At 60.3% G+C, this 22,911-nt stretch carries 26 protein-coding genes and 1 pseudogene; 12 read left to right on the top strand and 15 right to left on the bottom strand.

What is annotated here, in order from left to right; translation table 11 throughout:
- The first annotated feature begins 148 nt into the window (after positions 1–148).
- From ACO07C_RS07910 to ACO07C_RS07920, 3 genes are read left to right on the top strand one after another with little or no spacing between them, the layout of a single operon-like run.
- Entirely contained in the window at positions 149–2,116 is a 1,968-nt protein-coding gene (locus tag ACO07C_RS07910) for a pilus assembly protein TadG-related protein (RefSeq protein ID WP_421913624.1), read from the top strand.
- Between the two features lie 41 nt (positions 2,117–2,157).
- Positions 2,158–2,724: a TadE/TadG family type IV pilus assembly protein gene (locus ACO07C_RS07915; protein ID WP_421913625.1), complete on the top strand. Its 567-nt coding sequence runs from the start codon at positions 2,158–2,160 to the stop codon at positions 2,722–2,724.
- Complete coding sequence (locus tag ACO07C_RS07920) at positions 2,721–3,161, top strand: TadE/TadG family type IV pilus assembly protein (protein ID WP_421913626.1); 441 nt, start codon at positions 2,721–2,723, stop codon at positions 3,159–3,161. The genes ACO07C_RS07915 and ACO07C_RS07920 overlap by 4 nt, the downstream gene beginning before the upstream one ends.
- A gap of 38 nt (positions 3,162–3,199) precedes the next feature.
- Here ACO07C_RS07920 and ACO07C_RS07925 read toward each other — a convergent pair whose 3' ends face one another.
- The 9 genes from ACO07C_RS07925 to ACO07C_RS07965 form a co-directional block, all read right to left on the bottom strand.
- The gene (locus ACO07C_RS07925; RefSeq protein WP_421913627.1) at positions 3,200–3,820 is read right to left on the bottom strand and encodes a TetR/AcrR family transcriptional regulator; all 621 of its coding nucleotides are present in this window, start codon (positions 3,818–3,820) and stop codon (positions 3,200–3,202) included.
- A gap of 182 nt (positions 3,821–4,002) precedes the next feature.
- The gene (locus ACO07C_RS07930) at positions 4,003–4,614 is read right to left on the bottom strand and encodes a LysE family translocator (RefSeq protein ID WP_421913628.1); all 612 of its coding nucleotides are present in this window, start codon (positions 4,612–4,614) and stop codon (positions 4,003–4,005) included.
- A gap of 92 nt (positions 4,615–4,706) precedes the next feature.
- Positions 4,707–4,994 (bottom strand): YkgJ family cysteine cluster protein, encoded by a 288-nt coding sequence (locus ACO07C_RS07935; protein ID WP_421917466.1) that lies wholly within the window; start codon positions 4,992–4,994, stop codon positions 4,707–4,709.
- 50 nt (positions 4,995–5,044) lie between these two features.
- Complete coding sequence (locus ACO07C_RS07940; protein WP_421913629.1) at positions 5,045–5,230, bottom strand: hypothetical protein; 186 nt, start codon at positions 5,228–5,230, stop codon at positions 5,045–5,047.
- A gap of 1 nt (position 5,231) precedes the next feature.
- Positions 5,232–5,639 carry a hypothetical protein gene (locus ACO07C_RS07945; RefSeq protein ID WP_421913630.1) on the bottom strand — a complete coding sequence of 136 codons (408 nt, stop codon included), beginning with the start codon at positions 5,637–5,639 and terminating at the stop codon, positions 5,232–5,234.
- On the bottom strand, positions 5,639–5,866 hold the full coding sequence (locus ACO07C_RS07950) for a hypothetical protein (protein ID WP_421917467.1): 228 nt from the start codon (positions 5,864–5,866) through the stop codon (positions 5,639–5,641). Before ACO07C_RS07950 ends, ACO07C_RS07945 begins: the two co-directional genes overlap by 1 nt.
- 321 nt (positions 5,867–6,187) lie before the next feature.
- The gene (locus tag ACO07C_RS07955) at positions 6,188–6,397 is read right to left on the bottom strand and encodes a cold-shock protein (protein ID WP_010915421.1); all 210 of its coding nucleotides are present in this window, start codon (positions 6,395–6,397) and stop codon (positions 6,188–6,190) included.
- A 216-nt stretch (positions 6,398–6,613) separates the two neighbouring features.
- Positions 6,614–7,984, bottom strand: a complete 1,371-nt coding sequence (locus ACO07C_RS07960) for an HD-GYP domain-containing protein (protein WP_421917468.1) — start codon at positions 7,982–7,984, stop codon at positions 6,614–6,616.
- 145 nt (positions 7,985–8,129) lie between these two features.
- Positions 8,130–8,288 (bottom strand): hypothetical protein, encoded by a 159-nt coding sequence (locus ACO07C_RS07965; protein ID WP_421913631.1) that lies wholly within the window; start codon positions 8,286–8,288, stop codon positions 8,130–8,132.
- 111 nt (positions 8,289–8,399) lie between these two features.
- Between ACO07C_RS07965 and ACO07C_RS07970 the strand changes: the two genes are divergently transcribed.
- Positions 8,400–8,579, top strand: a complete 180-nt coding sequence (locus tag ACO07C_RS07970) for a CsbD family protein (protein ID WP_421917469.1) — start codon at positions 8,400–8,402, stop codon at positions 8,577–8,579.
- A gap of 55 nt (positions 8,580–8,634) precedes the next feature.
- Here ACO07C_RS07970 and ACO07C_RS07975 read toward each other — a convergent pair whose 3' ends face one another.
- A complete protein-coding gene (locus ACO07C_RS07975) occupies positions 8,635–9,765 on the bottom strand; it encodes a metallophosphoesterase (RefSeq protein WP_421913632.1) in 1,131 nt (376 codons plus the stop codon).
- A gap of 155 nt (positions 9,766–9,920) precedes the next feature.
- Here ACO07C_RS07975 and ACO07C_RS07980 point away from each other — a divergent pair, with 155 nt between their 5' ends.
- Complete coding sequence (locus tag ACO07C_RS07980) at positions 9,921–10,514, top strand: hypothetical protein (protein WP_421913633.1); 594 nt, start codon at positions 9,921–9,923, stop codon at positions 10,512–10,514.
- Positions 10,515–10,523: 9 nt separating this feature from the next.
- On the opposite strand, the gene ACO07C_RS07985 is transcribed toward ACO07C_RS07980, so the two are convergent.
- A complete protein-coding gene (locus tag ACO07C_RS07985) occupies positions 10,524–11,078 on the bottom strand; it encodes a TetR/AcrR family transcriptional regulator (RefSeq protein WP_421913634.1) in 555 nt (184 codons plus the stop codon).
- Between the two features lie 146 nt (positions 11,079–11,224).
- Here ACO07C_RS07985 and ACO07C_RS07990 point away from each other — a divergent pair, with 146 nt between their 5' ends.
- Complete coding sequence (locus ACO07C_RS07990; protein WP_421913635.1) at positions 11,225–11,998, top strand: NIPSNAP family protein; 774 nt, start codon at positions 11,225–11,227, stop codon at positions 11,996–11,998.
- A 426-nt stretch (positions 11,999–12,424) separates the two neighbouring features.
- Here the strand turns inward: ACO07C_RS07990 and ACO07C_RS07995 are convergent, their stop codons facing one another.
- Complete coding sequence (locus ACO07C_RS07995) at positions 12,425–13,402, bottom strand: glycosyl transferase family 90 (protein ID WP_421913636.1); 978 nt, start codon at positions 13,400–13,402, stop codon at positions 12,425–12,427.
- Between the two features lie 148 nt (positions 13,403–13,550).
- Between ACO07C_RS07995 and ACO07C_RS08000 the strand changes: the two are divergent.
- The 4 genes and pseudogenes from ACO07C_RS08000 to ACO07C_RS08015 form a co-directional block, all read left to right on the top strand.
- Positions 13,551–13,808 (top strand): annotated as a pseudogene (locus ACO07C_RS08000) (SDR family oxidoreductase); the annotation flags it as partial.
- A 129-nt stretch (positions 13,809–13,937) separates the two neighbouring features.
- Positions 13,938–15,335, top strand: coding sequence for a class II fumarate hydratase (gene fumC / locus ACO07C_RS08005; protein ID WP_421917470.1), 1,398 nt, complete (start codon positions 13,938–13,940; stop codon positions 15,333–15,335).
- Between the two features lie 271 nt (positions 15,336–15,606).
- Positions 15,607–16,029 carry a DoxX family protein gene (locus tag ACO07C_RS08010; RefSeq protein ID WP_421913637.1) on the top strand — a complete coding sequence of 141 codons (423 nt, stop codon included), beginning with the start codon at positions 15,607–15,609 and terminating at the stop codon, positions 16,027–16,029.
- Positions 16,030–16,180: 151 nt separating this feature from the next.
- Positions 16,181–16,585 carry a DoxX family protein gene (locus ACO07C_RS08015; protein WP_421913638.1) on the top strand — a complete coding sequence of 135 codons (405 nt, stop codon included), beginning with the start codon at positions 16,181–16,183 and terminating at the stop codon, positions 16,583–16,585.
- Positions 16,586–16,611: 26 nt separating this feature from the next.
- On the opposite strand, the gene ppx is transcribed toward ACO07C_RS08015, so the two are convergent.
- Positions 16,612–18,147, bottom strand: a complete 1,536-nt coding sequence (gene ppx / locus ACO07C_RS08020; protein ID WP_421913639.1) for an exopolyphosphatase — start codon at positions 18,145–18,147, stop codon at positions 16,612–16,614.
- Entirely contained in the window at positions 18,147–20,345 is a 2,199-nt protein-coding gene (locus tag ACO07C_RS08025; protein ID WP_421913640.1) for an RNA degradosome polyphosphate kinase, read from the bottom strand. Before ACO07C_RS08025 ends, ppx begins: the two co-directional genes overlap by 1 nt.
- 143 nt (positions 20,346–20,488) lie before the next feature.
- Between ACO07C_RS08025 and ACO07C_RS08030 the strand changes: the two genes are divergently transcribed.
- The gene (locus ACO07C_RS08030; protein WP_421913641.1) at positions 20,489–20,734 is read left to right on the top strand and encodes a zinc-finger domain-containing protein; all 246 of its coding nucleotides are present in this window, start codon (positions 20,489–20,491) and stop codon (positions 20,732–20,734) included.
- Positions 20,735–20,752: 18 nt separating this feature from the next.
- Positions 20,753–21,979 carry an FAD-dependent monooxygenase gene (locus ACO07C_RS08035; protein ID WP_421913642.1) on the top strand — a complete coding sequence of 409 codons (1,227 nt, stop codon included), beginning with the start codon at positions 20,753–20,755 and terminating at the stop codon, positions 21,977–21,979.
- 59 nt (positions 21,980–22,038) lie between these two features.
- On the opposite strand, the gene ACO07C_RS08040 is transcribed toward ACO07C_RS08035, so the two are convergent.
- Positions 22,039–22,749, bottom strand: coding sequence for a hypothetical protein (locus ACO07C_RS08040; RefSeq protein WP_421913643.1), 711 nt, complete (start codon positions 22,747–22,749; stop codon positions 22,039–22,041).
- Between the last annotated feature and the right edge of the window lie 162 nt (positions 22,750–22,911).

A 22,911-nucleotide genomic window follows, 5' to 3' on the forward strand; every position in this document is an offset into this window, starting at 1 on the left:
CAGCTGTTCAGGTTTTTACCAAACAAAATCGGCGTTAGGCACCGGACTCTCGCCTCGAGATCCGAAATATGTCGCGAAGCCGATTTTTAACAAATGCACGATTACTAAAGGAGATATTCACGCCAAGGTTGCGTCGGAGTGCATCGTTTTGTCCATCAAGGCAGACATCATCCGGATTGTCGGCAGGTTTGCGGGTAGCCGCAACGGCAACGTCCTGATTATATCCGCATTGGCAATGCCGGTGCTGATCGGGATAGCCGCGCTGGTGACCGAATATGGCAGCGCCTTGGTCCAGCAGGCGCAGAACCAGCGGGTCGCCGATCTGTCGGCCTATGCGGGCGCGCTCGCCTACAACACGACAAAGTCGACGGACCAGATGACGGCGGCCGCGGTGAACGTCGCCACCCTAAACGGCGTTCCGGCGGCAAGCGTCACGGCGGCTCTCATTGCCTCTCCGAAAACCGCCGGCGTCAACGCTGTAACGGTCTCGATCAGCACTCAGCAGAACCTGCTTTTGGCGCGCGTGCTGCAGAGCCGCCAGCAATTGCAGATCACGTCGAACTCGGTCGTCGAGGTCGGAGCCCAGCCGCAGACACCTGGCTGCGTGCTCGCGCTCGACGGTACCCAGAGCGGCGTCACCTTGAGCGGCGGCACCACCATCACCGCGCCCAAATGTACCGTCTCGTCCAACAGCACGGTTACGGTTCCTTGCGGTACTTATGTCTCGGCGATCGGCGTCAACTACAATTCCACGACGGCACCCAGCCAGCCTTGCGGCGGCATCACCGGTCCGAACGGCACCGCGGCGGTGATCGCCAAGAAAGCGACAGCCGACCCCTTGGCTGGCAATACAGCCATCACCACGGCCGTTGCCCGTATCGCGACCGTGTCAGCGCTTTCAGCGACAACGCCACCGACCAATACAACCGGCACAAATATTGACTTCGGCTACAGTCAAGGTTCCACGATAAATCAGGCAACCGCGCTTGGCTGTAGCGCCACATTCAGCGGCAGCACCTGGACCCTAAATTGCGGCAGCACGCCCACCGTCAACATCGGGGCGCTCACGATCCAGGGCGGCATCAATCTGAATTTCGCAACAACTGGGGCCGCGACAACAACATACAATTTCGCCAGCAACGTCACGACAAGCGGCACCACAAACTTCGGACCAGGCATCTACAATTTTGCCAAAGGTCTTACGACCGGCGGTGGCAGCACCACCACTTTCGGCGCGGGGACCTTCAAGATCGGCATGAGCCCCAACGCATGCAACGGGGCGGCACGCGTCAGCATCTGCAACACCAGCAGTTTGAGCTTTGCCGGACCAAGCACCTTCGAACTGCCGGGTGGCTTCAACAACACCGGCGGCTCGACGCTCACCTTCGGTTCGGGTACCTCCAACAGCTACAAGATCGGCCCCGGCAGCAATGGCGATGCGATCACGCTTGGTGGCGGCGGCACGATCGTCATGGCCGACGCCACCGGCGCCAACAGTGTGTTTCAGGTCGTCGGCAATGTGAATGCCGGCGGTGGCGGCAGTTGCTTCGTCATCAGCGCCGCGGCTCAACACGACATTTCCGGAAACTTCATGGCTTCCGGCGCGGTCCTGATGGGCGCCGGCGTCTACACGGTCGACGGCTATTTCACGCTGGGCGCCAATGGTGGCGGCAGCGCCAACTGTGGTGGCAGTTCGATCAGCGTCAGCGGCACGAACGTCACACTGGTGCTGTCGGGAAAAACCAAGGCAACATCGGGAACCTGCAATGGCTACGTCTTCTGCATCGCCTCGGGTTACAGCAACATCGTGCTGACAGCGCCACAAACGGGTGCGACGGCAAAACTGGCCGTTATCGGCCCCACCTCGACATCCAACACGGGCGGCGCAACCCTCACCCAGGGCGGGTCCAACGCACAGATTTCCGGTGCGTTCTATTTCCCCTACGGTCCAATCACCTTGAGCGGCGGAGCCAGCATAGGCTCTACAAATGATACGACCAAATGCCTTCAGATCATTGGCTCAAGCATTACACTGTCAGGCGGGACCGCCGCCACCTCGGAGTGCATCGCGGCCTCGGGCGCCACCACCAGCAGCAAAGTGAGCCTGGTCCAGTGAAGACGATATCCGCTTTCCGCCCTCGCCTGCCCAGCACTTTAATGCGATCCTGCTTCGCCCGCTTCCTGTCGCGCGAGATAACCGGCGTCTCGGCTGTCGAATTCGCGCTGATCAGCCCGATCTTGCTTCTCATTCTTGCGGGAACGGTCGATATCGGCGGCTCGCTGAAAGCAAAATTCGAACTGAGCACGGCGGTCTCCGCCGGCTCCAACTATGCCTTGCTCAACGGCGCCAACGTCAATTCCGCCGGCGGCAGTGCGCTGGCAAACAACATCGTTGCCGTGACCGCGAGCGGGCTTGGGGGCAACGGCGGCAACGTTCAGGTCGTCGTCAACAATGGCGCATCGACGGCCCTGAACGCCAGCACCTCCGTCACGACCCAGACCGGAACCGCATCCAACGCCGACCAGTGCTATTGCCCAACCGTTGCGTCGGGCAACATCGCCTGGGGCTCACCAATGACATGCGGCAGTGTCTGCAGCAGCGGCGGCATAGCCGGAAAGTTCGTGACCATCACCGCAAGCAAACCCTATTCTCCACTCTTCGGCGGTCTCGGTGTCGTCCAGGGTGGCAACATCACTGTCCAGTCCGTCGTACAGCCACAATGAAACGCCTGACGTCATTCTTGCTCAACAGCTCGGGCGCCAGCGCTGTAGAGTTCGCGTTGCTTTCAGTGCCGCTCTTGATTGTGTTGATGGGAACCATCGAGTTCGGGCGGATGTACTGGGCGCAGCACGTGTTGGAACAGACAGCCACGGCAGGTGCCCGTTGCGTCGGCGTTCTGCAGCCCGGATGCACACAGAACGGCGTCTACAACGCCGCAAGCACCGTCACCTACATCAGCGGCATCGCCGCGACCGACGGCATCGTTCTTGCCGGCACCAACATCACCGTCAACAACAACACCAGTTGCTCGGGCCTTTCCGGCTTCTCGACCGTCAAGATTTCCTACACATTCTCGACCGCGCTGCCCGGCTTCATCACGGCGCTGGCCAATGGCCCCAACCTGAGCGCACAGGCCTGCTTTCCGAACCAGGGCGCGTAGACCTGCCTGGGATATTGGGGCGAGGCTTGGGGCCTACTCTAGGCAAGCTGCGCATCTGTCGTAACGCCTCGCGTCAGCCGGCCCGTGCCCAGAACAGCGCTTTCAATCAATGCAGCGACTTCGTCCGCAACAGCAAGGATCGGCGCACGGTCGCGAGTGGCCCGGGCGATCACCATCAGCCCTTCCAGCGATGATTCGACGAGCACCGCCAACGCGTGCGCGCGGCGGTCGGGCACCCCTGCCCTGACAAAAGATTCCTCCAGGAGGCCGATCCATTGCTGAAACGCAGATCGGCAGAGCTCGGCCAGTTCCGGCACATCGGCCGGCGCGTCGAGCACCAGAGGAGCGATCGGACAACCAAGCGTGAACTCGTTCTCCTCCAGCATGCGTCCAATGGCCTGATAGATATGATGTACGGCGACCGCCGGGTCGGCCTCGGCTGCAAGCGCCTCGTCCAGTCCTTGCGTCACCTTTTCAACGCTGTCGCGCGTGACCTCGACGACGAGTTGATCCTTTCCACCCGGAAAGTGAAAATAGAGCGACCCTCTCGGCGCGCCGCTGGCACTCAAGATGTCGTTGAGCGAGGTGCCATGATAGCCGCGCTTCCTCAGCAACTGCGCCGTCGTCTCGATCATGCGGGTGCGGGTATCGTTCGCCATGTCAACCTCTGTCAGGAGAGGCAACTATAGGCTTTGCTCATAATATGACAATCGGTCTACATATTATGTAGGCCAGTCTATATACTCTGACGACGATTGAGTTCCCGGCTTCAGTTTGATGTGCGTACAGAATGTACTGATGTCCAGGCGATAGGATATCTGGAAGAACAATCCCTAAGAACTCACCGTTCCGTCAGCGCCAGCTTGGCCCCAAGCATGACGAACGCGCCGGCGAAGGTACGGCGCATCCAGGTCATTACCATTGGCCTCGACACGACATGGCTGCGGATCGATGCCGCGAAGATGCCGTAGCCGACAAAAACGACGAATGTTAAAAGCATGAAGACGCTGCTGAGTTCCAGCATCTTTGAAATCGCGTCAGGCTGCGTCGTGCTGACGAACTGAGGCAGGAAGGCGAAGAAGAAGATCGACAGCTTCGGGTTGAGGATGTTGATCAGGATGCCGGAGGTGATCATCTTGCGGGCCGAGCGCGGCGCAACATCCTGGTCGACGCTCAGGCCGCCCTTTTCCTTCAGCGTGTTCCAAGCCATGTAAAGCAGATAGGCAACACCCAGATACTTCAACGTTTCGAAGGCCACCGCGCTGGTGTGCAGCAGTGCCGCGAGACCGGTGATGGCTGCCGCCATATGCGGGATGATGCCAAGCGTGCAGCCGAAGGCGGCGATGATGCTGGCGCGGGCGCCGCGCGAAAGGCCTGCGCTCAGGGTATAGAGAACGCCGGTGCCGGGCGAAGCCACGACGATCAGCGATGTCAACAGAAACTCAAAGCTCACGACGCTCCTCCAAAGCACTGGCCTGACCCGCGCAAGAACGTACCTAGCCAAGGAGGCGCGCACAAGCGGCACAAACCGTCAAGGAAAGCGGTTCACAGGGTTGGCAGCCGGTGAGCATGACGTGCCATCAGGCAATCGTCGTCGCCGGGCATGCAGGCGCGGCAAACGTCGGGGCGGACTTCGTAGATGCCGCAAGCCGTTGATTTGCCGACCTCCCCGGTCAATGCCGAACAGCGCACGCCGTCGCAGCGCATTCCGGATTCATTGGCCGCCACATATTTTGTCGGAATCAGGTCAAGCTGAGCGTCATCCTCGGTGGAAAAGCGAGGCCATTCCGATGAGTATGAGCAGCACGCACCGCAGGCCTGGCAGTCGAACACGGCCGTGGCCCGCGACGATGGCGCGGTGGGGTCGCTAAGCGGCAAGGAGGTTATTTCTTTTTCCTTGTCTTGCCCTTCGGAGCCTCAGACGACAGGAACAGGTCGGTCGCGCCGTCGCCAGCGCCATCCGCCTGCTTCGGCGTGGCGGACGGCTTCTTAACGTCGCCTGCCGCCTTTGCGGGCTTCGCGGCGACCGTTGCTCCCGGTTGCTCCTTGGTGGAAAACTTTATGGCCATGTCAATCCTCGTCAGCGAAACGCGATGATGGTGCGCGCGGATTGCGAAGGCGCCCGATCAGCGCCGACACCGCGGTGATGTTCATTTCCTCAGGCGACCAGTTCCTGGCATCCTCGATGTGCTTGGGCGCCAGTTCACGATGCGTGCTGCCGCTATAGGCGGCATCCTGATAGACAGCGCGCTCGTGGGTCTTGGGGTCCTCGCGGACATATTCTATCAGATAGTTCGGGCACTCGGCCCGGCCGCGCACGCCAAGACGCACCTGGGCATCGCCATGGGCCCTTTTGCAGCGCTCGAGCTTTTCGAGAACACGCCGGACATATTCGACCGGCTTGTCGAGAGTTTCGACGACATCGGCAATGGTTGAGTCGGTGGCGACCGGCTTCTGAGGGACGCGTTTGGTGGCCATCAGCGTTTGCCCGCCCGTTTCGGCAACGACGCAAGCGCGGCGGCGGCAGCCACCTCTTCCGCTTCTTTTTCAAGACGCAATTCGCGCAGCCTGGCCGTCTTCGCCTCCCGAGCCTCACTGACGGCATCCCGTTCGGAAATGATGCGGCCAAGGGACATCGACTGGGTCTGGGTCTTGCTGAAGAGGGACTCGGCCCGATCGCCGGATACCTTCGAAGGTGCGGTCAAAATCTTTCTCCCGTTCGGAGCCTGACGCCGAAAAATGGCAAGGCCTGTCTTTTTGGCCAGGACCATGCACAAAGCAATACCGCGTCCCGATCCCAATTGCTGGCCGATTCAGATTCAGGCCAATTTTCAGATTTCTGGAACGTCCTTAGCATGTCCGCGCAGACGCGCAGCGCTCTTTCGGCGGTCGGAGTGCAAAAATGGAAAAGGCCAGGCATTGCCTGACCTTCTGTCGAAGTGCCGCGCGTCTCTAGGAGCGCGGCCCGAAATTCGCCGTTACCAGTGCCAGTACATCCGTGGTCACCGGAAGGCTGAATTCCGTTTTCAGGCCGCCTTCAACTGATCGGCGGACATCTTGCCGGACTTGTTGTCGCGGACCATCTCGTAGCCGAGCTTCTGACCCTCGACGATGTCGCGCATTCCGGCGCGCTCTACAGCCGAAATGTGGACAAAAACGTCGGCCGAGCCGTCGTCAGGCTGAATAAAACCAAAACCCTTGGTGGCGTTGAACCATTTAACTGTGCCGGTGCTCATAAACGAACCCTTTCCATGGCAAATATTCGTTCGCCGTCGCGCGAATACGCAACAACGTTTGTCTCGATTTTGGATGGGGGAAGTTCGTCAAAGGCGCGCTTGGATGCGCGGATAACAAAAGTCAGTCAAACAAATATCGACGATTTATTTGTAGACCCCTTTTGGCTCGATGTCAATTCTTGTTCCATAGCGCACGATATGTCGCCCGTGCTGCACCTAGGCCGCCATTTTCTCCAGATGGAGAATCGCTCGCCGCAGCGCCTCGTAGCAGGATTGATCGAGTGCCGAGCCAACTTCGCCGGCCATGATCTCAAAGGCCTCGGACACCGGCATCGCAGCGCGATAGGGCCGCTCCGCCGTCAGCGCGTCAAAAATGTCAGCAGTGGTGACGATACGCGTGTCGAGGTCGATCGCATCACCTTTCAATCCGCGCGGATAGCCCTTCCCGTCCAGCCTTTCATGATGCGAGCCCGCGATTCGGGAGAGTTCCCGAAATGCACCAATGCGAGACAAGATGATCTCGCCAAGCGTGGGATGATGGCGCACCGCCACCCACTCTGCTTCATCCAAACGGCCGGGCTTGTCCAGAATCTGGTTGGAAACACCGAGCTTGCCGATGTCGTGCAGCAGCGCTGCACGCTTCAGGCGACGGCGGTGCTGCTCGTCGAGCCCGATCTCCTCGGCGATCATGTCGGTGAACAACGCCACGCGCTCACTGTGGCCGTTGGTGAAGGGCGACTTGGCATCGACCACCTTGGCGAAGGCGGCGGCGACGTCGTCCAGATAGTCATCATCGATCGGCAAATGCTCTTCAGAGGGCGCGAGATCGATCACCGCCAGCGAGAGTTCGGGCGAGTCGAGCATGGCCCAGAAATTTGGCGCGGTTGCCGCTCGCTCGCAGGCGGCAACCAGGCGAGGCTCGAACCATGTGCCTGAACGTGCGCGCAGCTCGGCGAGCGCGCCATCCGGACCGGCGCTGGCGTAAAAGACGTCCGCGATCTGGGCGACCAGTGCAATCCGTGCCTGAAGGGAAATCGCCTCCCCCTTCAATCCGGCCGGGTGACCGCTACCATTCCAATGCTCGTCCAGATCCATGACGCCCTGCGCCACCTGTTCCGGAAATCGCATCTGCCGGACGATTTCCGCGCCGGTCTGGCAACGCGTCTGGAAAAGCTCGTTGACGATCGTGCCTCCATTCATGGCAATGTTGAGCAGCGCCCTGAAGCGCTCGGCCAGCTTCGCCTTCATGCCGGTTCGCGACAGCACGAAGCGCAGGATCTGCGGCAGGCTGTCATTGACGAGGTGGAAATCGTGCTTGAGTGCGATATCGTCGGCTAGATATAGGCGGCAAATGCGTGCCGCGTTGCTGCTGCAGCCGACATCCTTCAAGAGAAGCGTATAGTAGAGGTGCGAAAGCTCATCGGATGAGAGCCCCGCCTCACGGCCGATGTGAAAGCCGATCCAGCAGGACCGGACGCAATGTCCGGTTGGATGACCTTCACTGATGTCGAGTGCGTAGCTGAGAGCGCTGACCAGTTCGGAAAGCCGAACGCCTTGAACCGGTGACTTCTCCTTGCAAGACCGCATGACACTCTGCCACCCCTGACACGGGGATAGAAAAGCACACTGGCCTTTAACGTTTCGTTCCACCTGTGGGTGTGGTCGGTTGTTGTCTTTCGGCCGGGCAATGCAATTGGGCGGGGAACAATCTTGCTGCGTCCGCAGATCCAGTTCAACGCTCCTGATCCGTCGGCCTGATGACGATCTCGTTGACATTGACGCGGGCCGGCTGACTGACGGCATAGAGGATTGCGGCAGCAACATCCTCGGCGGTCAGTGCCTCGATGGTGGCAAGCCGATGGTCCTGTCCAGCCTGCGATGCGGCGGGCACACGAAAAGGCCGAAAGCCATGCCCCTTATGCCCGCAACCGGCTGGCCCGCGGAACCTAAGTCGCGAACTCTGCGTTTGTTGTCGCGGATAAAAACTTCAGGAGATGCGGACGTGGTGAACAAGGATCAGGTTGCAGGCATGGCCAAGCAGATCAAGGGATCTGTCAAACAGGCGGCAGGCAAGGCCACCGGCAACAGGCGAACACAGGTTGAAGGCATGGCCGACAAGGTCGCAGGCAAGGTGCAAAAGGCCTATGGCGACGTGAAAGACAAGGTCAGGAAGGCGTTCTGAACCTGCTACATCGGCTGGCCGGTCATATGAAGGCGGCATAGGTATGCCGCCTTTTTCACGTGCGCCAGCTCTTGCGGAAGGCGTTTGTGAAGTTCACTTCGCCATGCTCGCCGCTCGCCTCGCCCAACACAAGTTCGAGGTCATCTCCTGAAACCCGCACCAGCGCGAAGCCCCCCAGATACGCGGCTTTGGGCTTGAAAAGGTCAAGTCCATCACGACTGTAAACCATCGGCGTTTCATGCTGATGGCCATGAAAGATGCCAATCACGTTGTAGCCCTTCAGCGTCGCCAGCAGCGCCTGCCTGTCGGCCTCCCCCCACCAGTGCGGCACACCCGCGCCATCATCATCAAAGGTGCTTTTGGCGGGATCCCACCTCTCAGTCGAAAAAGTGTCCCATCCGTAATGCTGAAAGAGCACGACCGGTCGCCCATCCGCGGCATAGGTCGCCAGATCCTGCTTGAGCCAGGGCAGAGCGCTTGTGGCGCCGTGTCCGGTATCGCCCGCGAAGCGATGTGTCTGGACGAGATGAAGGCCGCCCCAATCCCACGAATAGCAGTCGGTGTCGACATCGTAGCTTGTGGCGGGCACCGGCGGCTTGAAAAACACGCCCGCCCGGTGATTGACCTCGACATAGTCTCGCATTTCACGCCGGTACCAGTCGACGTGCGGTGGCGGGCCATTCTGGTCGAGGTCATGATTGCCGAGCCCGACATAGACAGGCATATGCACGCGGTCGGGGCCAACGCCCTCCTGATAGCGCTGGCTAAACTGGAGAAGCTGCGTGCCCTCGCTCGGCTGCGTGATCTGACCGCCGCCGTCGTCGGTCATGTCGCCGCCGACGATGACACCGCGCGGTGTGCCGATGCGGCTGCCGGCCGAGCGCAGGCCCGTCGCCGCACCATTGATCTCGGCCGGCCATTGCTTCTCACCAATGTTGTTCAGCGCGGCAATGTTGCGGAGCAAAGCGGCGTCGGTCTTGCCTTCCTGCAAGCAATTCGGGCTCAGTCCATTCGCCATGCGGCAGGCATGGACATCGCAGACGAACAGGAAGGTGGCGTCGACATTGGGAATCCTCGCGCCGGCCTGTGCAAAGGCGGGTCGCGCGGCAAGACTCGTGGCCGCAAGCCCTGCTGCCTGCCGCAGGAAACCACGTCTGGACAACAATCTTGGCGACAGGTGATTCATCACCGCGGATTCAGCACGAGAGGCACCCGGCCGTCCAGTTCCCAGACCGCGCGCACAGCATCAGAAGGGCGCGCTCCCCGGGCATCGACAACATGTCGCAGCTCTGCCATGTCTAGAGGCCCGAACAATCATTTTGTGCGCCAGTGGGAAGAGCCATGAAGACTGCAGCTTTACATGGAGTATTGGCGATTGTGCTGTCGGCTGGCGACGCGCACGCCGCTCAGTGTGTCGACGCCAAATCCGCCAAGGAGGGTTTCGTTCTGGAGCGGCCTGGCATCCACAGCGAATTCCGACCGGCGGCAGGTGGAATGATTTCTGTCGCCAACAAATACGAATCCCAGTCGCCGCAGACGCAGTTCCTTTTTGGCGGCCTCATCGAGGTGTTCAGAGATAGCAAGACGGGCCAGATGGCGATGATCCCGCTATCGGACATGCGAAAGTTGTTTCCTCTGCAGACAGGAGCAAAAAGCAAGACGCTTTTTGTCCGCCTGGCGTCGAACAAGCAGCCCAAAGGTACCGAGACGGTTGCGATTGCTGTCCAGGGCAAGGAAACGTTCCGACTGGGTGACTGCAAGTACAATGTTCTCAACGTCAAGCAGACGATCACCAACGAGGCCGGCGAAACACTGGATGAATACACCGCGCTCTACGCGCCCGACCTCCAGGCGGTCCTGGCCAAGCGCTACGACCAGGGCACCAAGGCCGAGAGCGTCGTTGGCTACGAGACCATCAAAGCGCTGACCGAGTAGCCTGACCGTTCACACTGGCTTCAACGCTGCAAGGCAGTCCCGCAAAATGCTGGCATCCTGCGCCGTCTTGGCCATGGACATGGCGCCGGAATAGGCGGCCACAGCGAGTGCCGCAAAGCGCTGGGGATCGGTGCCTTGCTCCACGCCCGCCTGCTGGTCGGAGGCGATCTTGTCGGCAAGCGCCTGGCGCCATGTCGAGAAGATGCCGGACAGCGCAATACGGAAATCCGGATCGGCAAGCGCCAGTTCGTGCGCGAGATTGTTGAGTGGGCAGCCGCGCACGAAGCCCTGCCGCTCCAGCTCCGCCGCCACAGCCTCGAAAACACTCCGCACGCCTTCGCGCGCCGAAGCCGCCGCCAGCAAAGGCGCGATCCAGGTCTGTTCAACCGCGGCGGCCACACGCTCCTCGATCACCGCCATCGCCAGCGCTTTCTTGGTCGGAAAATGATGATGCAATGCGCCGCCGGTTATGCCAGCGGCCATCATCAAATCGCCCAGGCTGGAGGCGTGGTAGCCACGTGCCTGGAACGACTCCTCAGCGACATCGAGCACGCGTTTGCGCATCCCCCGCGGGTCGTTGATTCGTTTTCGTGGTCGCCTTTCCGGCGGAGCGGTAACCTCTGCTGACATGTTAGCACGATAGCAGATTGACAAAACAGGACAACCGGTTTGTTTTAAACAGGAGGATCAACCTGTTTTGAAACTGGGAGATGAACATGCCGCTGAACACGAAACTCGACCTCTCCACCTCGCCGGTCGTCGAACTCAGGCAATACACGTTAAAGCCCGGCAAGCGCGAAGTGCTGATCGACCTGTTCGACAGCAAGCTGATCGAAGCTCAGGAAAAGGCCGGCATGACCATTATCGGCCAGTTCCGCGACCTTGACCGTCCGGACATGTTCGTCTGGCTGCGCGGCTTTGATAGCATGGAGGCGCGAAAAAATGCCCTGACCGGCTTTTATGACGGGCCGGTTTGGGCCGCGCATCGCGATGCCGCCAATGCGACGATGATCGATTCCGACGATGTGCTTCTGCTCAAGCCGGCCTGGCCGGGGGCTGCATTCGACCTTTCCGGACTGCAACGGGACAACGCACCACATCTGGAAAAATCAAGGGAAGGCAATCGAACGACCGCCAACTTTGGCATTTGGATTCATCACTTGCGATCCGGCACCGAAGCCAGATTCGCCAGGCACTTCGAAATCACCGCCGTTCCTTTGTTGACGGCGCCCGGCGGGCGCTTGCTCGCAGCCTTCGTGACTGAACATGCCAAAAACAGTTTTCCCCGCTTGCCAGTGCGGGCCAATGAAAACGTGTTCATCGCGGTTGCTGATTTTGACAGCGCCGAGGTCTACGCCAGCCACGAAGCCACGCTCGCTGCCTCGCCCGCATGGCAGGCATTTGGCCAGGAGACCAAGCCATATCTGGCAAAACCGACGGAGACCTTGCGCCTGTCGCCGACAAAGCGATCCCTCTTGAGGTGACATCCGGCAACAGATCGCCCTTGACCATGCACGCATCGGTTTAATCCCACGAAACAAGCAGACAGGATGAACCCGGCACCTCCGGCCGCGCGCATGAAGCGCTCGACAGGCCCGACCGGATTCGGCCGACGCGGCCGTTGAGTCAACGGAAGAGCCATGTGAGAACGCTACGGCAATATCGCAACTCCGGCTGCATTCTCCGCTAGAGAGCGGCTTGTGCAACGCGATAGGATGTCGCCTCACTCGACAAGGAGAACCATCCTGAACGCCACAAAGATCACAAGCTGAACTGATACGTTCCTTATCGAGATCGCCTCCGGCCGCTAGTGGCGGGCGCTGCGCGTCAGCCAGCCTTTAGCTGGGCGGGTCCGCCGAGCTCGTCCTTGAGCCCAGAAGCGGAAGGAGCCACGCCCACGACGCCAAAGCCTATGTCGCGCGCCTTTTCCTCTCGAGGCCGGGCTTCAGGTTGCCGCCGGAAGCCGCGTGGTTTTCGAGCAGCCGAGCCCATGTCGCCACGGCCGCCGAACGCGTAAGGTGCGTTTGTGCAAACCGTTGGGCCTCCTCAGCTATCTCAGCTTCCCTCTTGGGATTGTCGTGCAGCCATTCGATACGCTCGACCAGATCAGACAGATCCCGTGCCACCGGGACGTAGTGACGGAACGGCTCAATGTCGGCAAAAAACCACTCCCGCCATGGCCGCTCCTGCAACAGAACGACCCGTTTGCTATGGAGCTGCAACTTTAATCGACCGCTATAGCCTGCCCCCTCCACGTCTATCAGGTATCTATAGGTCGCTACCTGCTCTTCCATTGTCCTGAACGTGCCGGAATACCGCATCGCCGCGCCGTCATAATTCGGCTCGGTGTCATAAGCCTCCAGAAGATCTGGGTGCATTGACGCAATCCGCACCGCCGCCTTGCGCGCTTCGTTCATGCAGCGGCCGGCCCAAAAAGCCCGATTGTCGAGCGGCGTCTTCTCCGACGCCGCCGACATCGCCCGCGCTTTCTGGTCGTAGTCGTCGAACTGCGCTTCCGGCCAGCCATTGAACACAAAATCAGGAGCAGCAATTTCGGCATAACCGTCCGCGGCGGACGTCCCGAATCTGGTCCGGAAATGCCTGTATCTCCTCGCGGAGGGCGTGTCGGCCAAATTAACATAAAAGGGCTGGATGCTGCGAACGCCGAGTAGTGCCAGCGCCTCAGCAATCAGAGTAAGAGTTTGTATGTGTCTTTCAAGCCATGCCGCGCGGAACCTCGCCTCGACTTTGCCGCCATGGAACCGACAGTACATTTCATTTCGATTGAGGCCAGGCAGGAAGCGGCGATCCACTTCTACAATATCGACTGGTATGGGGAGATTCGGTATTCTTGTTTTTAAGCGCGCCATTAAAAAAAGTCTCTTCATAGATCAATGTCGGAAACGTGCAGGCGGCCTTTCAAAAGTCTAGAGACCGCTGTTGCTTGCTATCTTTTCGGCACTCCCTCAGCAAGCCTTCGCAAGCGTTTCCACAGGGTGCGAGCCTCTATTCGCTGTCGAAGGGTGCTCTGAATTCTTGACCAAGTCGCTGGCGCTCGAGCTCGATCCGCGCGGCATCCGCGTCAATGCCATTGCGCCTGGAACCATCGACGCCGCCACGCGGCGCAGGTCGATCGAAAACCTGCCCGAGACCGCACAACAAGAGCTGGCCGCCTATGTCGAGCGCAGCCATGCGCTCGGTCGTATCTGTCGCACCAGCGAGTTGGGCGGCATTGCTGTCTATCTCGCCAGCGATGAAGCCGCCTGGACCAGCGGCGGTATCTTCGCAATCGATGGTGGCTATACCGCCGGCAGAGAAGAGGCGTGCCCTTCAACCGATTTGCATCGCTCCCATATGTATTCTCCGCTTGAAGCCATTTGTGCAACGCGATACGCCCTTGCCGACGTCGACAGGAGAACCCTCGTGAGCGCTGAAAAGACCAGAACCGAAACCGATACGTTCGGCCCCATCGAGGTTGCCGCCGACCGCTACTGGGGCGCGCAGGCGCAGCGCTCCCTCGGCAATTTCAAGATCGGCTGGGAAAAGCAGCCGGCCTCTATCGTGCGCGCGCTGGGCATCGTCAAGCGCGCCGCGGCGGAAGCCAATATGGAGCTCAAGCGGCTCGACCCGGCGATCGGCAAGGCGATCATCGCGGCCGCGCAAGAGGTCATAGACGGCAAGCTCAACGATCATTTTCCGCTTGTCGTCTGGCAGACCGGCTCGGGTACGCAATCCAACATGAACGCCAATGAGGTAATCTCGAACCGCGCGATCGAAATGCTGGGCGGTGTCATGGGCTCGAAGAAGCCGGTGCATCCCAACGACCACGTCAATATGAGCCAGTCGTCGAACGACACCTATCCGACGGCCATGCACATCGCTTGTGCCGAGCGCATCGTGCATGACCTCCTGCCGGCGCTGAAACACCTGCACAAGGCGCTCGCCGCCAAGAGCAGAGAGTTCAACCACATCATCAAGATCGGCCGCACCCACACGCAGGATGCCACGCCGCTTACGCTGGGCCAGGAATTTTCGGGCTATGCGGCGCAGGTCGCCTCGTCGATCAAGCGCATCGAGATGACGCTGCCCGGCCTGCAGGAACTGGCGCAAGGCGGCACCGCCGTCGGTACGGGGCTTAACGCGCCGGTCGGCTTTGCCGAAAGAGTCGCGGATCGCATCGCTGATATCACCGGCATCGCCTTCGTCACCGCGCCGAACAAGTTCGAGGCGCTCGCGGCGCATGATTCCATGGTGTTCTCGCATGGCGCGATCAACGCGGCGGCGGCGGCGCTCTTCAAGATCGCAAACGACATCCGCTTCCTCGGTTCGGGCCCTCGCTCGGGCCTCGGCGAACTGTCGCTGCCCGAAAACGAACCGGGCTCCTCGATCATGCCCGGCAAGGTCAACCCCACACAGTGCGAGGCGATGACGCAGGTCTGCGTACAAGTGTTCGGCAACAACGCCGCCGTCACCTTTGCCGGCAGCCAAGGCCATTTCGAGCTCAATGTCTACAACCCGCTGATGGCCTACAATTTCCTGCAATCGGTGCAGTTGCTCGCCGACGCTTCTGTCTCCTTCACAGACAATTGCGTCGTCGGCATCGAGGCGCGGGAAGACAACATCAAGGCAGCGCTCGACCGCTCGCTGATGCTGGTGACCGCGCTGGCGCCAACCATCGGTTACGATAATGCAGCCAAGATCGCCAAGACAGCGCACAAGAACGGTACCACTCTTCGCGAGGAAGCGCTGGCCACCGGACTGGTCAGCGAAGCCGATTATGACCGCCTGGTACGGCCGGAGGACATGACGCATCCCGGCTAACGCAATCTCGAGAAAACCGGCGGCGATGTTCAGGCCAGATATATGTTCGCAAAAACACCAGAGGCGGCCGCTGCCTGCATTCGAGCGCCCCATGTCATTTCTTCGGGGTAGAATTTCCTTGCCTGATCATGGGATGCGACAAGAATTTGGCGCTGGCTCGGCGATCGCGGAACTAGACAGGCTGTGAACAATGTGTCGCCGTATCGGCGGCTTTGGTGAACAGTCGACATCGTTTATCTGGTTGGTGATCAAACCCTTTCGGAGCGCCACCATGTCCATGAACACTTCTATCGCCTCCACCGGCACCGCATCCAACAGCTCACTTACAATCCTGCTGGGTCGCATCCTGCTTTCCGTCATTTTCCTGCTTTCCGGCTTCGGCAAGCTCACCGCCATTTCTGGCACCGCTGCCTACTTCGGCGGCCTCGGCCTGCCTCTTCCGACCGTAACAGCGGTTGTCGTTGGCCTGATCGAATTGCTCGGTGGCCTCGCTGTCCTCACCGGTTTCCAGACCAGGGCCGCAGCCTGGGTACTCGCGGTCTTCACCGTCGCCACCGGGCTGGTTGCGCATACCGGTTGGGCCGATCAGATGCAGATGATCCAGTTCCTCAAGAACCTCGGTATCGCGGGCGGTTTCCTGCTGCTGGCTTCTTCGGGTGCTGGCGCCTACTCGATCGACGCCAAGCGCGGCTGAGCCATACATCCAACTCGCTGAATCAAAGCGGCGCGGAATTTTCCGCGCCGCTTTTTCGTTATTTGGGATAGCTGTCCGTTGGCCGCTGCCTCGCGACAGTAAGATATCTGGCGGCTCGAGCCTCATAACGTGCCGGCAGGGGAAAATGGCCATGGCCCGCAACGCATTGCTTCTGGTTTCGCGACTTCTGTTTGCCGTGCTGTTCGTTCCGTCCGGCTGGCAGGCGCTCGGCAACATCGCCGCCACCACCGGCTACTTCGCCGGCCTCGGCTTGCCACTACCGGCTCTCGCGGCCTGGGGCACCGGCCTGTTCGAGATGATCGCCGGCTTGCTTATTCTCGTCGGGCTTCAGACACGGATCGCGGCGCTGCTGCTTGCCGCTTTTTGCATAGCCGCCGGCTTTATCGGCCATTACGGCCAGGGCGGTGGCGACGCGATGCTGGCCTTCCTGCACCAGCAGATGCTGATGAAGGACATTGCCATTGCCGGAGGCTTTCTGGCGCTGTCCATGGCCGGCGCCGGCTCATGGTCGGCGGACGGGCGTGGTTCGGCCTGACCCGCCAAGCTCCTGGCCGCACCGGGTTATTTCACCGAAAGGCTCGGCCCGCCCTCAACAGCCAGCACCAGCCTGCGGCCGGTGATCCTTGCGAGTTGCGCCAGCCGGCCAGCGGGCCGCTCGCCATAGAGATCGGCCAGCGACGCCGGCAGCACCAGTGCCAGCACGCCATTGCCACGGTTTTCCCATTTCAGCCGGGGCATGATGCCTGGCATGGATGCCGTCAGCAGGTAGACGACGCGCATCATTGCCGCCAGGAGCCGCGCACGTTCGAGATAGCGCGGTGTCGCCAGCGCCTTGATTTCCGGGGCAATGGCCTCGTTGAAGATGCCATCGTGGCGATAAGCATTGGTCAGCGCCAGGAAGGCGCGGCCGGGATGGTCGACGCCATAGAAAGACGCATGCGCGATGATGTTGAGCGACTGCCTGCCGCGATATTCGGGGTGCGCGCGCCAACCAATATCGGCCAGCAACGCCGCCGCCTGCCGATAACGGGCCTCGTCTTCGGTCTCGTCAATGCCGAAGGCGGCGAAAGTCCTGCCCGTCCATTCGACGAGTTCATGCGCATGGGTAACCGAGCGCGAGCGCAGCCGGGCGAGTTCTTCCGAGGCCGAGATCAACGGGTCTGCCTTCTGCTCGGCCTCGTCGAGAAGCGAATAGAGAAACCCCTCGCGAACGCCCAAAGCCGAGACGATGATCTTGGACGGCTGCATCGCCGCCATGATCTCCTGCAGCACGACGGCGCCATAGGGCAGCAACGAACGGCGGTTCTTGGACACGCCTTCAATGCCCTTGACCTTTTCGATCTCGCCCTTCGCCACTTGCTTGAGGAAATTCCCCGCGCTTTCGATGCCGATCTCGTAGTGGTGCATGACACCGAGCGGATAGTTGGTCATCTCCATGTGCAACCGGGCGAGATTTCGCCAGGTGCCGCCAACCGCATAGAATGGCCGGCCCTGCCCGCCTTTCAACAGTTTTGCCCTCGCCAACTCATCGCGTGCGATCTTGGCAGCCTGAGCCAGCGAGTTCTTCGCCATATCCTGCAGGCGTAGCCCCCCGAGCGGCAGCGTGATGCCGTCGCCGATCTCCTCGCCGGCGACATCGACCAGTTCGAGGCTGCCGCCGCCAAGGTCGCCGGCGATGCCGTTGGCTGGATGGAAGCCGGAAATGACGCCAAGCGCGGAATAATGTGCTTCCTGGCGCCCGCTCAAGACGCGGATCTCGGTCTTAAGCACGTCCTCCGCACGATGAATGAAATCGGGGCCGTTGACCGCCTCACGAGCGGCAGCGGTTGCCAGCACATACATATGTTCGGCACCAGCCTGGTCGGAAAGCGCGCGGAAGCGACGAAACTCCTCCATCGAGCGCGTCACCGCCTCCGGGTCGAGCTTTCCGGTCGAAACGATGCCGCGACCGAGGCCGGCCAGCATCTTTTCGTTGAAAAGCATGGTGGGCGAGCGCGCCAGCCCTTCATACACGACAAGGCGGATCGAGTTTGAACCGATGTCGATGATCGACAGCGGCCGGCGGTCCTGAAGCCGCCCCTGGGATGCTGACATCATCAGGTGGACGCTGCCGCGTTCTTCTTGCGGCGCTTGAACTGCGCGATGCGCTTTGGCGCATGCGACTTCAGCGCGTCACCCCGTCCCGACAGGCTCGGATTGGTCATGAAATATTCCTGTGCGTTGAACGGTTCTTCGCCCTCCTCCAGCACGACGCGCCGGGAGGTTCCATCCGCCAATACGTCGAAACTTTGCTGATTGTCCATGATGTTGCCCAGCATGATCTGACCCAGTATCTGCTCATGCACAGTTGGGTTGGTGATCGGCACCATCGTCTCGACACGGCGGTCTAGGTTACGCGGCATCAGGTCGGCCGATGAGATGTAGACGATCGCATCGTCGGACGGCAGGCCATGGCCATTGCCGAAGCAATAGATGCGGCTGTGTTCGAGGAAACGCCCGACGATCGATTTCACCCTTATGTTTTCCGAAAGGCCAGGCACCTGCGGCCGCAGGCAGCAGATGCCGCGCACGACCAGATCGATCTCGACGCCTACACGGCTGGCGTCATAGAGCGCGTCGATGATGATGGGATCAACGAGCGCGTTCATCTTCATCCAGATGCGCGCCGGCCGGCCTTCATGCGCGTGGGTCACCTCGTCGGCTATATGCTTGAGGATGCGGCTTCTCAGCGTGAATGGCGAGATCGCGATCCGCATTTCGTCGGTCGGCTCGGCATAGCCGGTGATGAAATTGAACAGCTGGGCGACGTCGCGAGCGATCGTCGGATCGGTGGTGAAGAAGGACAGGTCGGTGTAGATGCGGGCTGTAACCGGATGGTAGTTGCCGGTGCCCAGATGCACATAGTTGCGCAGCTTGCCGTCCTCGCGCCGCACCACCAGCGACATCTTGGCGTGGGTCTTGAGCTCGAGGAAACCGAACACGACCTGAACGCCAGCGCGCTCGAGATCGCGCGCCCAGCGGATGTTGGCTTCTTCGTCGAAGCGCGCCTTGAGCTCGACCAGTGCCGTCACCGACTTGCCCGCCTCGGCAGCGTCGACCAGCGCGCGCACGATCGGGCTGTCGTTGGATGTGCGGTAAAGCGTCTGCTTGATCGCCACCACTTCAGGATCGGCCATCGCCTGGCGCAGGAACTGCACCACCACGTCGAACGACTCATAGGGATGATGGACGACGATATCCTTCTCGCGGATGGCGGCAAAACAGTCGCCGCCATGCTCGCGGATGCGTTCGGGAAAGCGCGGATTGTAAGGCGTGAACTTGAGGTCGTCGCGGGGAACGGCGACGATTTCCGAAATCTGGCTGAGCGCCAAAGGTCCGGTGAGCACGCTGATGCGGCTTGACGAGACGCCAAGCTCGCCGGCGACGAAGTCGCGCAGTTCCGACGGCATCAGCTTGTCGAATTCGATGCGGATGACCGAACCGCGGCGGCGCCGCTTGAGCGCCGTCTCGAACAACCGCACGAGATCCTCGGACTCCTCCTCGACCTCGATATCACTGTCGCGGATGATGCGGAACGTGCCCGAGCCCTTGACCTCATAACCGGGAAACAGCTTGCCGATATAGAGGCCGACAGCCTCCTCCAGCGGAATGAAGCGGACGTGGTGCTTGCGGTCCGGCAGGCGGATGAAACGCTTCAGCGCCACCGGCAGGCGCAGCAGCGCGCTCATCTCCTCGCCATTCTTGCGGTGGCGCAGTTGCAACGCCATCGAGAAGCCGAGATTGGGGATGAACGGGAACGGGTGCGCCGGGTCGATCGACAACGGGGTGAGCACCGGGAACACCTGCTCCTGGAAATGGTCCTCCAGCCAGACCTTCTCATCCTTGGTCAGCGCGTCGCGGGTGATGCTCTCTATGCCTTCCTTGTTGAGCAGCACGATGAGCGCCGACAGGCTCTTTTGCTGGTCTTCCTGCAGGCGTTCGACCTCGCGCAGGAGCTGTTCGAGCTGCTGCTCCGGCGTACGGCCATCCGGGCTCTTCAGCGCGATGCCCTCGCGCACCTGCCCGGCAAGCCCGGCGACGCGCACCATGAAGAACTCGTCGAGATTGGCGGCCGAGATCGACAGGAAGCGGACGCGCTCCAGCAGCGGATGATGAGTGTTCAGCGATTCTTCGAGAACGCGCCGGTTGAACTGCAGCCAGGAAAACTCGCGGTTGACGAAACGGTCCGGATTGCCTTCAGGGCTCGCCACCTCCGCATTGATGAACTCGCTCTGCACCGGCTTCAGTTCGTTCATGATTCCTGCTCTTCCCGCGCGTCCACCGGTTAACCGGCTTAACTTATCCTCTGACAGGGTTTTGCGACAGTTTCATTTCATCGATCTTGCAAAGAGATGGGTTATGATCCAGATGCAAGCGATCGAAGGCCAAGGAGACGATGATGGCAGGCGGTTCCATTCCCCATTTCCAGAACGATGCGGGCCATCCGGCGATCGACATCGGCGTCAAGGAATTCATGTGCACGGGCGCCAACCCGCCATTCGACCATCCGCATGTGTTTCTCGACATGGGCGACGACAACGAAAAAGTCTGCCCCTATTGCTCGACGCTCTATCGCTACTCACCAAAGCTGAAGGCAACGGAGACGTCCCCCGCAGGGTGCCTTTATATCGATCAGGCTGCCTGATTCGGCACGGCTGATCCAATGGACGATTCGAAGTCCCGGCAGATCGTCATCGCCGGGGCAGGCATCGCGGGGCTGACAGCGGCCATCGCCTTCGCCAAGCGCGGCTATTCCGTGCAGGTTTTCGAACAGGCGCAGCGCCTGGAAGCGGCAGGCGCCGGCATCCAGCTTTCGCCCAATGCAACGCGGATCCTTTGCCAGTTCGGTGTGCTCGAAAGGTTGCTGCCGAGAGCCGTTCAGCCAGAAGCCGTCGTGCTCAAGGATGCCGCGACACTGCGCGAGCTGGCGCGCGTGCCGCTTGGACAGGCAGCCGAAGCGCGCTGGCAGGCGCCTTATCTCGTCGCCCACCGCGCCGATCTGCAGGATGCCCTGATGGCATGCGCCGCAGAGGCGGCGGGCATTGAGATCATCACAGGCGCGCGCGTCACCGGGGTCGCAAGGACTAGTGACGGAATTGAAGCGACGATCGAGACATCCCAAACCCTCCACGCCGGAGGCCTCCTGTTGGTCGGCGCCGATGGCGTCTGGTCATCGATTAGGGAACGGGTTTCGAAGAGGGCTTCCGGCAAAAGCCGGTTCTCGGGCGAGTTGGCATGGCGTGCCACAGTCGGCGCGGACAGCGTCGCTGGCAGAGCATACGCTGCTGTCGGCACCGCCAATTGCGTGACAACCTTCCTGCACCGCGGCTTCCACATGGTCGCCTATCCCGTCAGCAAGGGCACTGCGTTCAATCTGGTGGCCTTCACCAAGGGCGAGCGCATCGCTGAAGGCTGGTCTGGTGCCGCCGACCCGGCGATCCTGGCCAAAGCCATGCGCGGCACGGCGCCTGGGCTGATCCAGCTTGTGGAGGATGCCGGCGTGTGGACCGCCTGGCCCATCCACACTGTCGACCCGCAACAGCCTTGGACGACGCCGCACGGCATCGCGCTGATCGGTGACGCCGCACATGCCATGACGCCGTTCGCGGCGCAGGGCGCGGCCATGGCGATAGAGGATGCCGCGATGCTCGCCGAGTGCGTCGCTACCTTCCCCACAGATCCTGCAACGGGCCTCCGTGTCTGGGAAAACTCGCGGCGGCCGCGTGTCGCCAAGGTCGCCCGTCGCGGCGCGCTCAACCGCCTCGCCTGGCATGCGGCGGGCCCAGTGGCGATCGCTCGCAACCTGTTCCTGAACATGCGCTCGCCTGAAAAGCTCAGCGCGGATCTCGATTGGCTCTATGGTTGGCATGCGGCATCAGGGTGGCATTGAAGGCGCACCAGCCGACAATGCGAGGTGCGCTGGCGAGTTACTGCGGCGAGAGCGAAGCCTTACGAAAACAACGTGCCCACAACCGGCTTCCATAAAAAGCTGCGGTACAGCAGAAAGAAAATCAGAGCCGAGACCGCAGCACAGGAGACAGCGGCAATCACGACTGTAGCTATTGCCATGTAAATATTGCTCTTCAAGGCATATTTTGACACGAGAACGAGCTGGATGAGGACCGCTAGGGACGAAATTTTCCAAATTCCGTATGCGCTTAACGCCCTATCCAAATCCCTTACCAACTCATACGCCTGAAACATTGCTCCAAGGACGGTCCATGCGAGCATCTCCCCCGCCTTACTCGGAAGCACATAAATAAATCCGAGAAACGTATAATTTAATAGAAATATAAATGCTGATACCGCCAATATTATTGGGAATTTCAACAGAACGCCCTGAATAACACTCTTTAGACTCGACCTTCCTGCCATCATGCCGGATAGGCAAAATATGACAGACGAAGCGGTAAATATAACTAAAATTATCGTAGCCATTTGATACGATATAAATAATTTTGATATTTGGAATATTCGAACAGGACCGAATACGCTAAAATACCCAACGTAGATCTGTGCCAGCGCCAACACCAGCATGATGCCGGTAACTTGAGGCCACGAAAGGTCGCGATCCATTGCATCGCGAACTGTGGCGCTCGGCCTAATATAGAATACCACTCCACTGAAGAGGTATCGTATTATCTCGACGAAAAATGCCATACGCCCTCTTACAGCAGCAGCATTCCGACACAATCAAGGATAATATTTAACACCGCGTGTAGATGAACGCCGCTCATGTTTTAGGAGCATCGCATATGAAAACGTCAACTGTGACGTCGTCATCATGAAAGCATGGTTTGCAGAGCTATGATTTCTTACGTC

It is taken from the genome of Mesorhizobium sp., assembly GCF_965229135.1.
Lineage (GTDB): Bacteria > Pseudomonadota > Alphaproteobacteria > Rhizobiales > Rhizobiaceae > Mesorhizobium.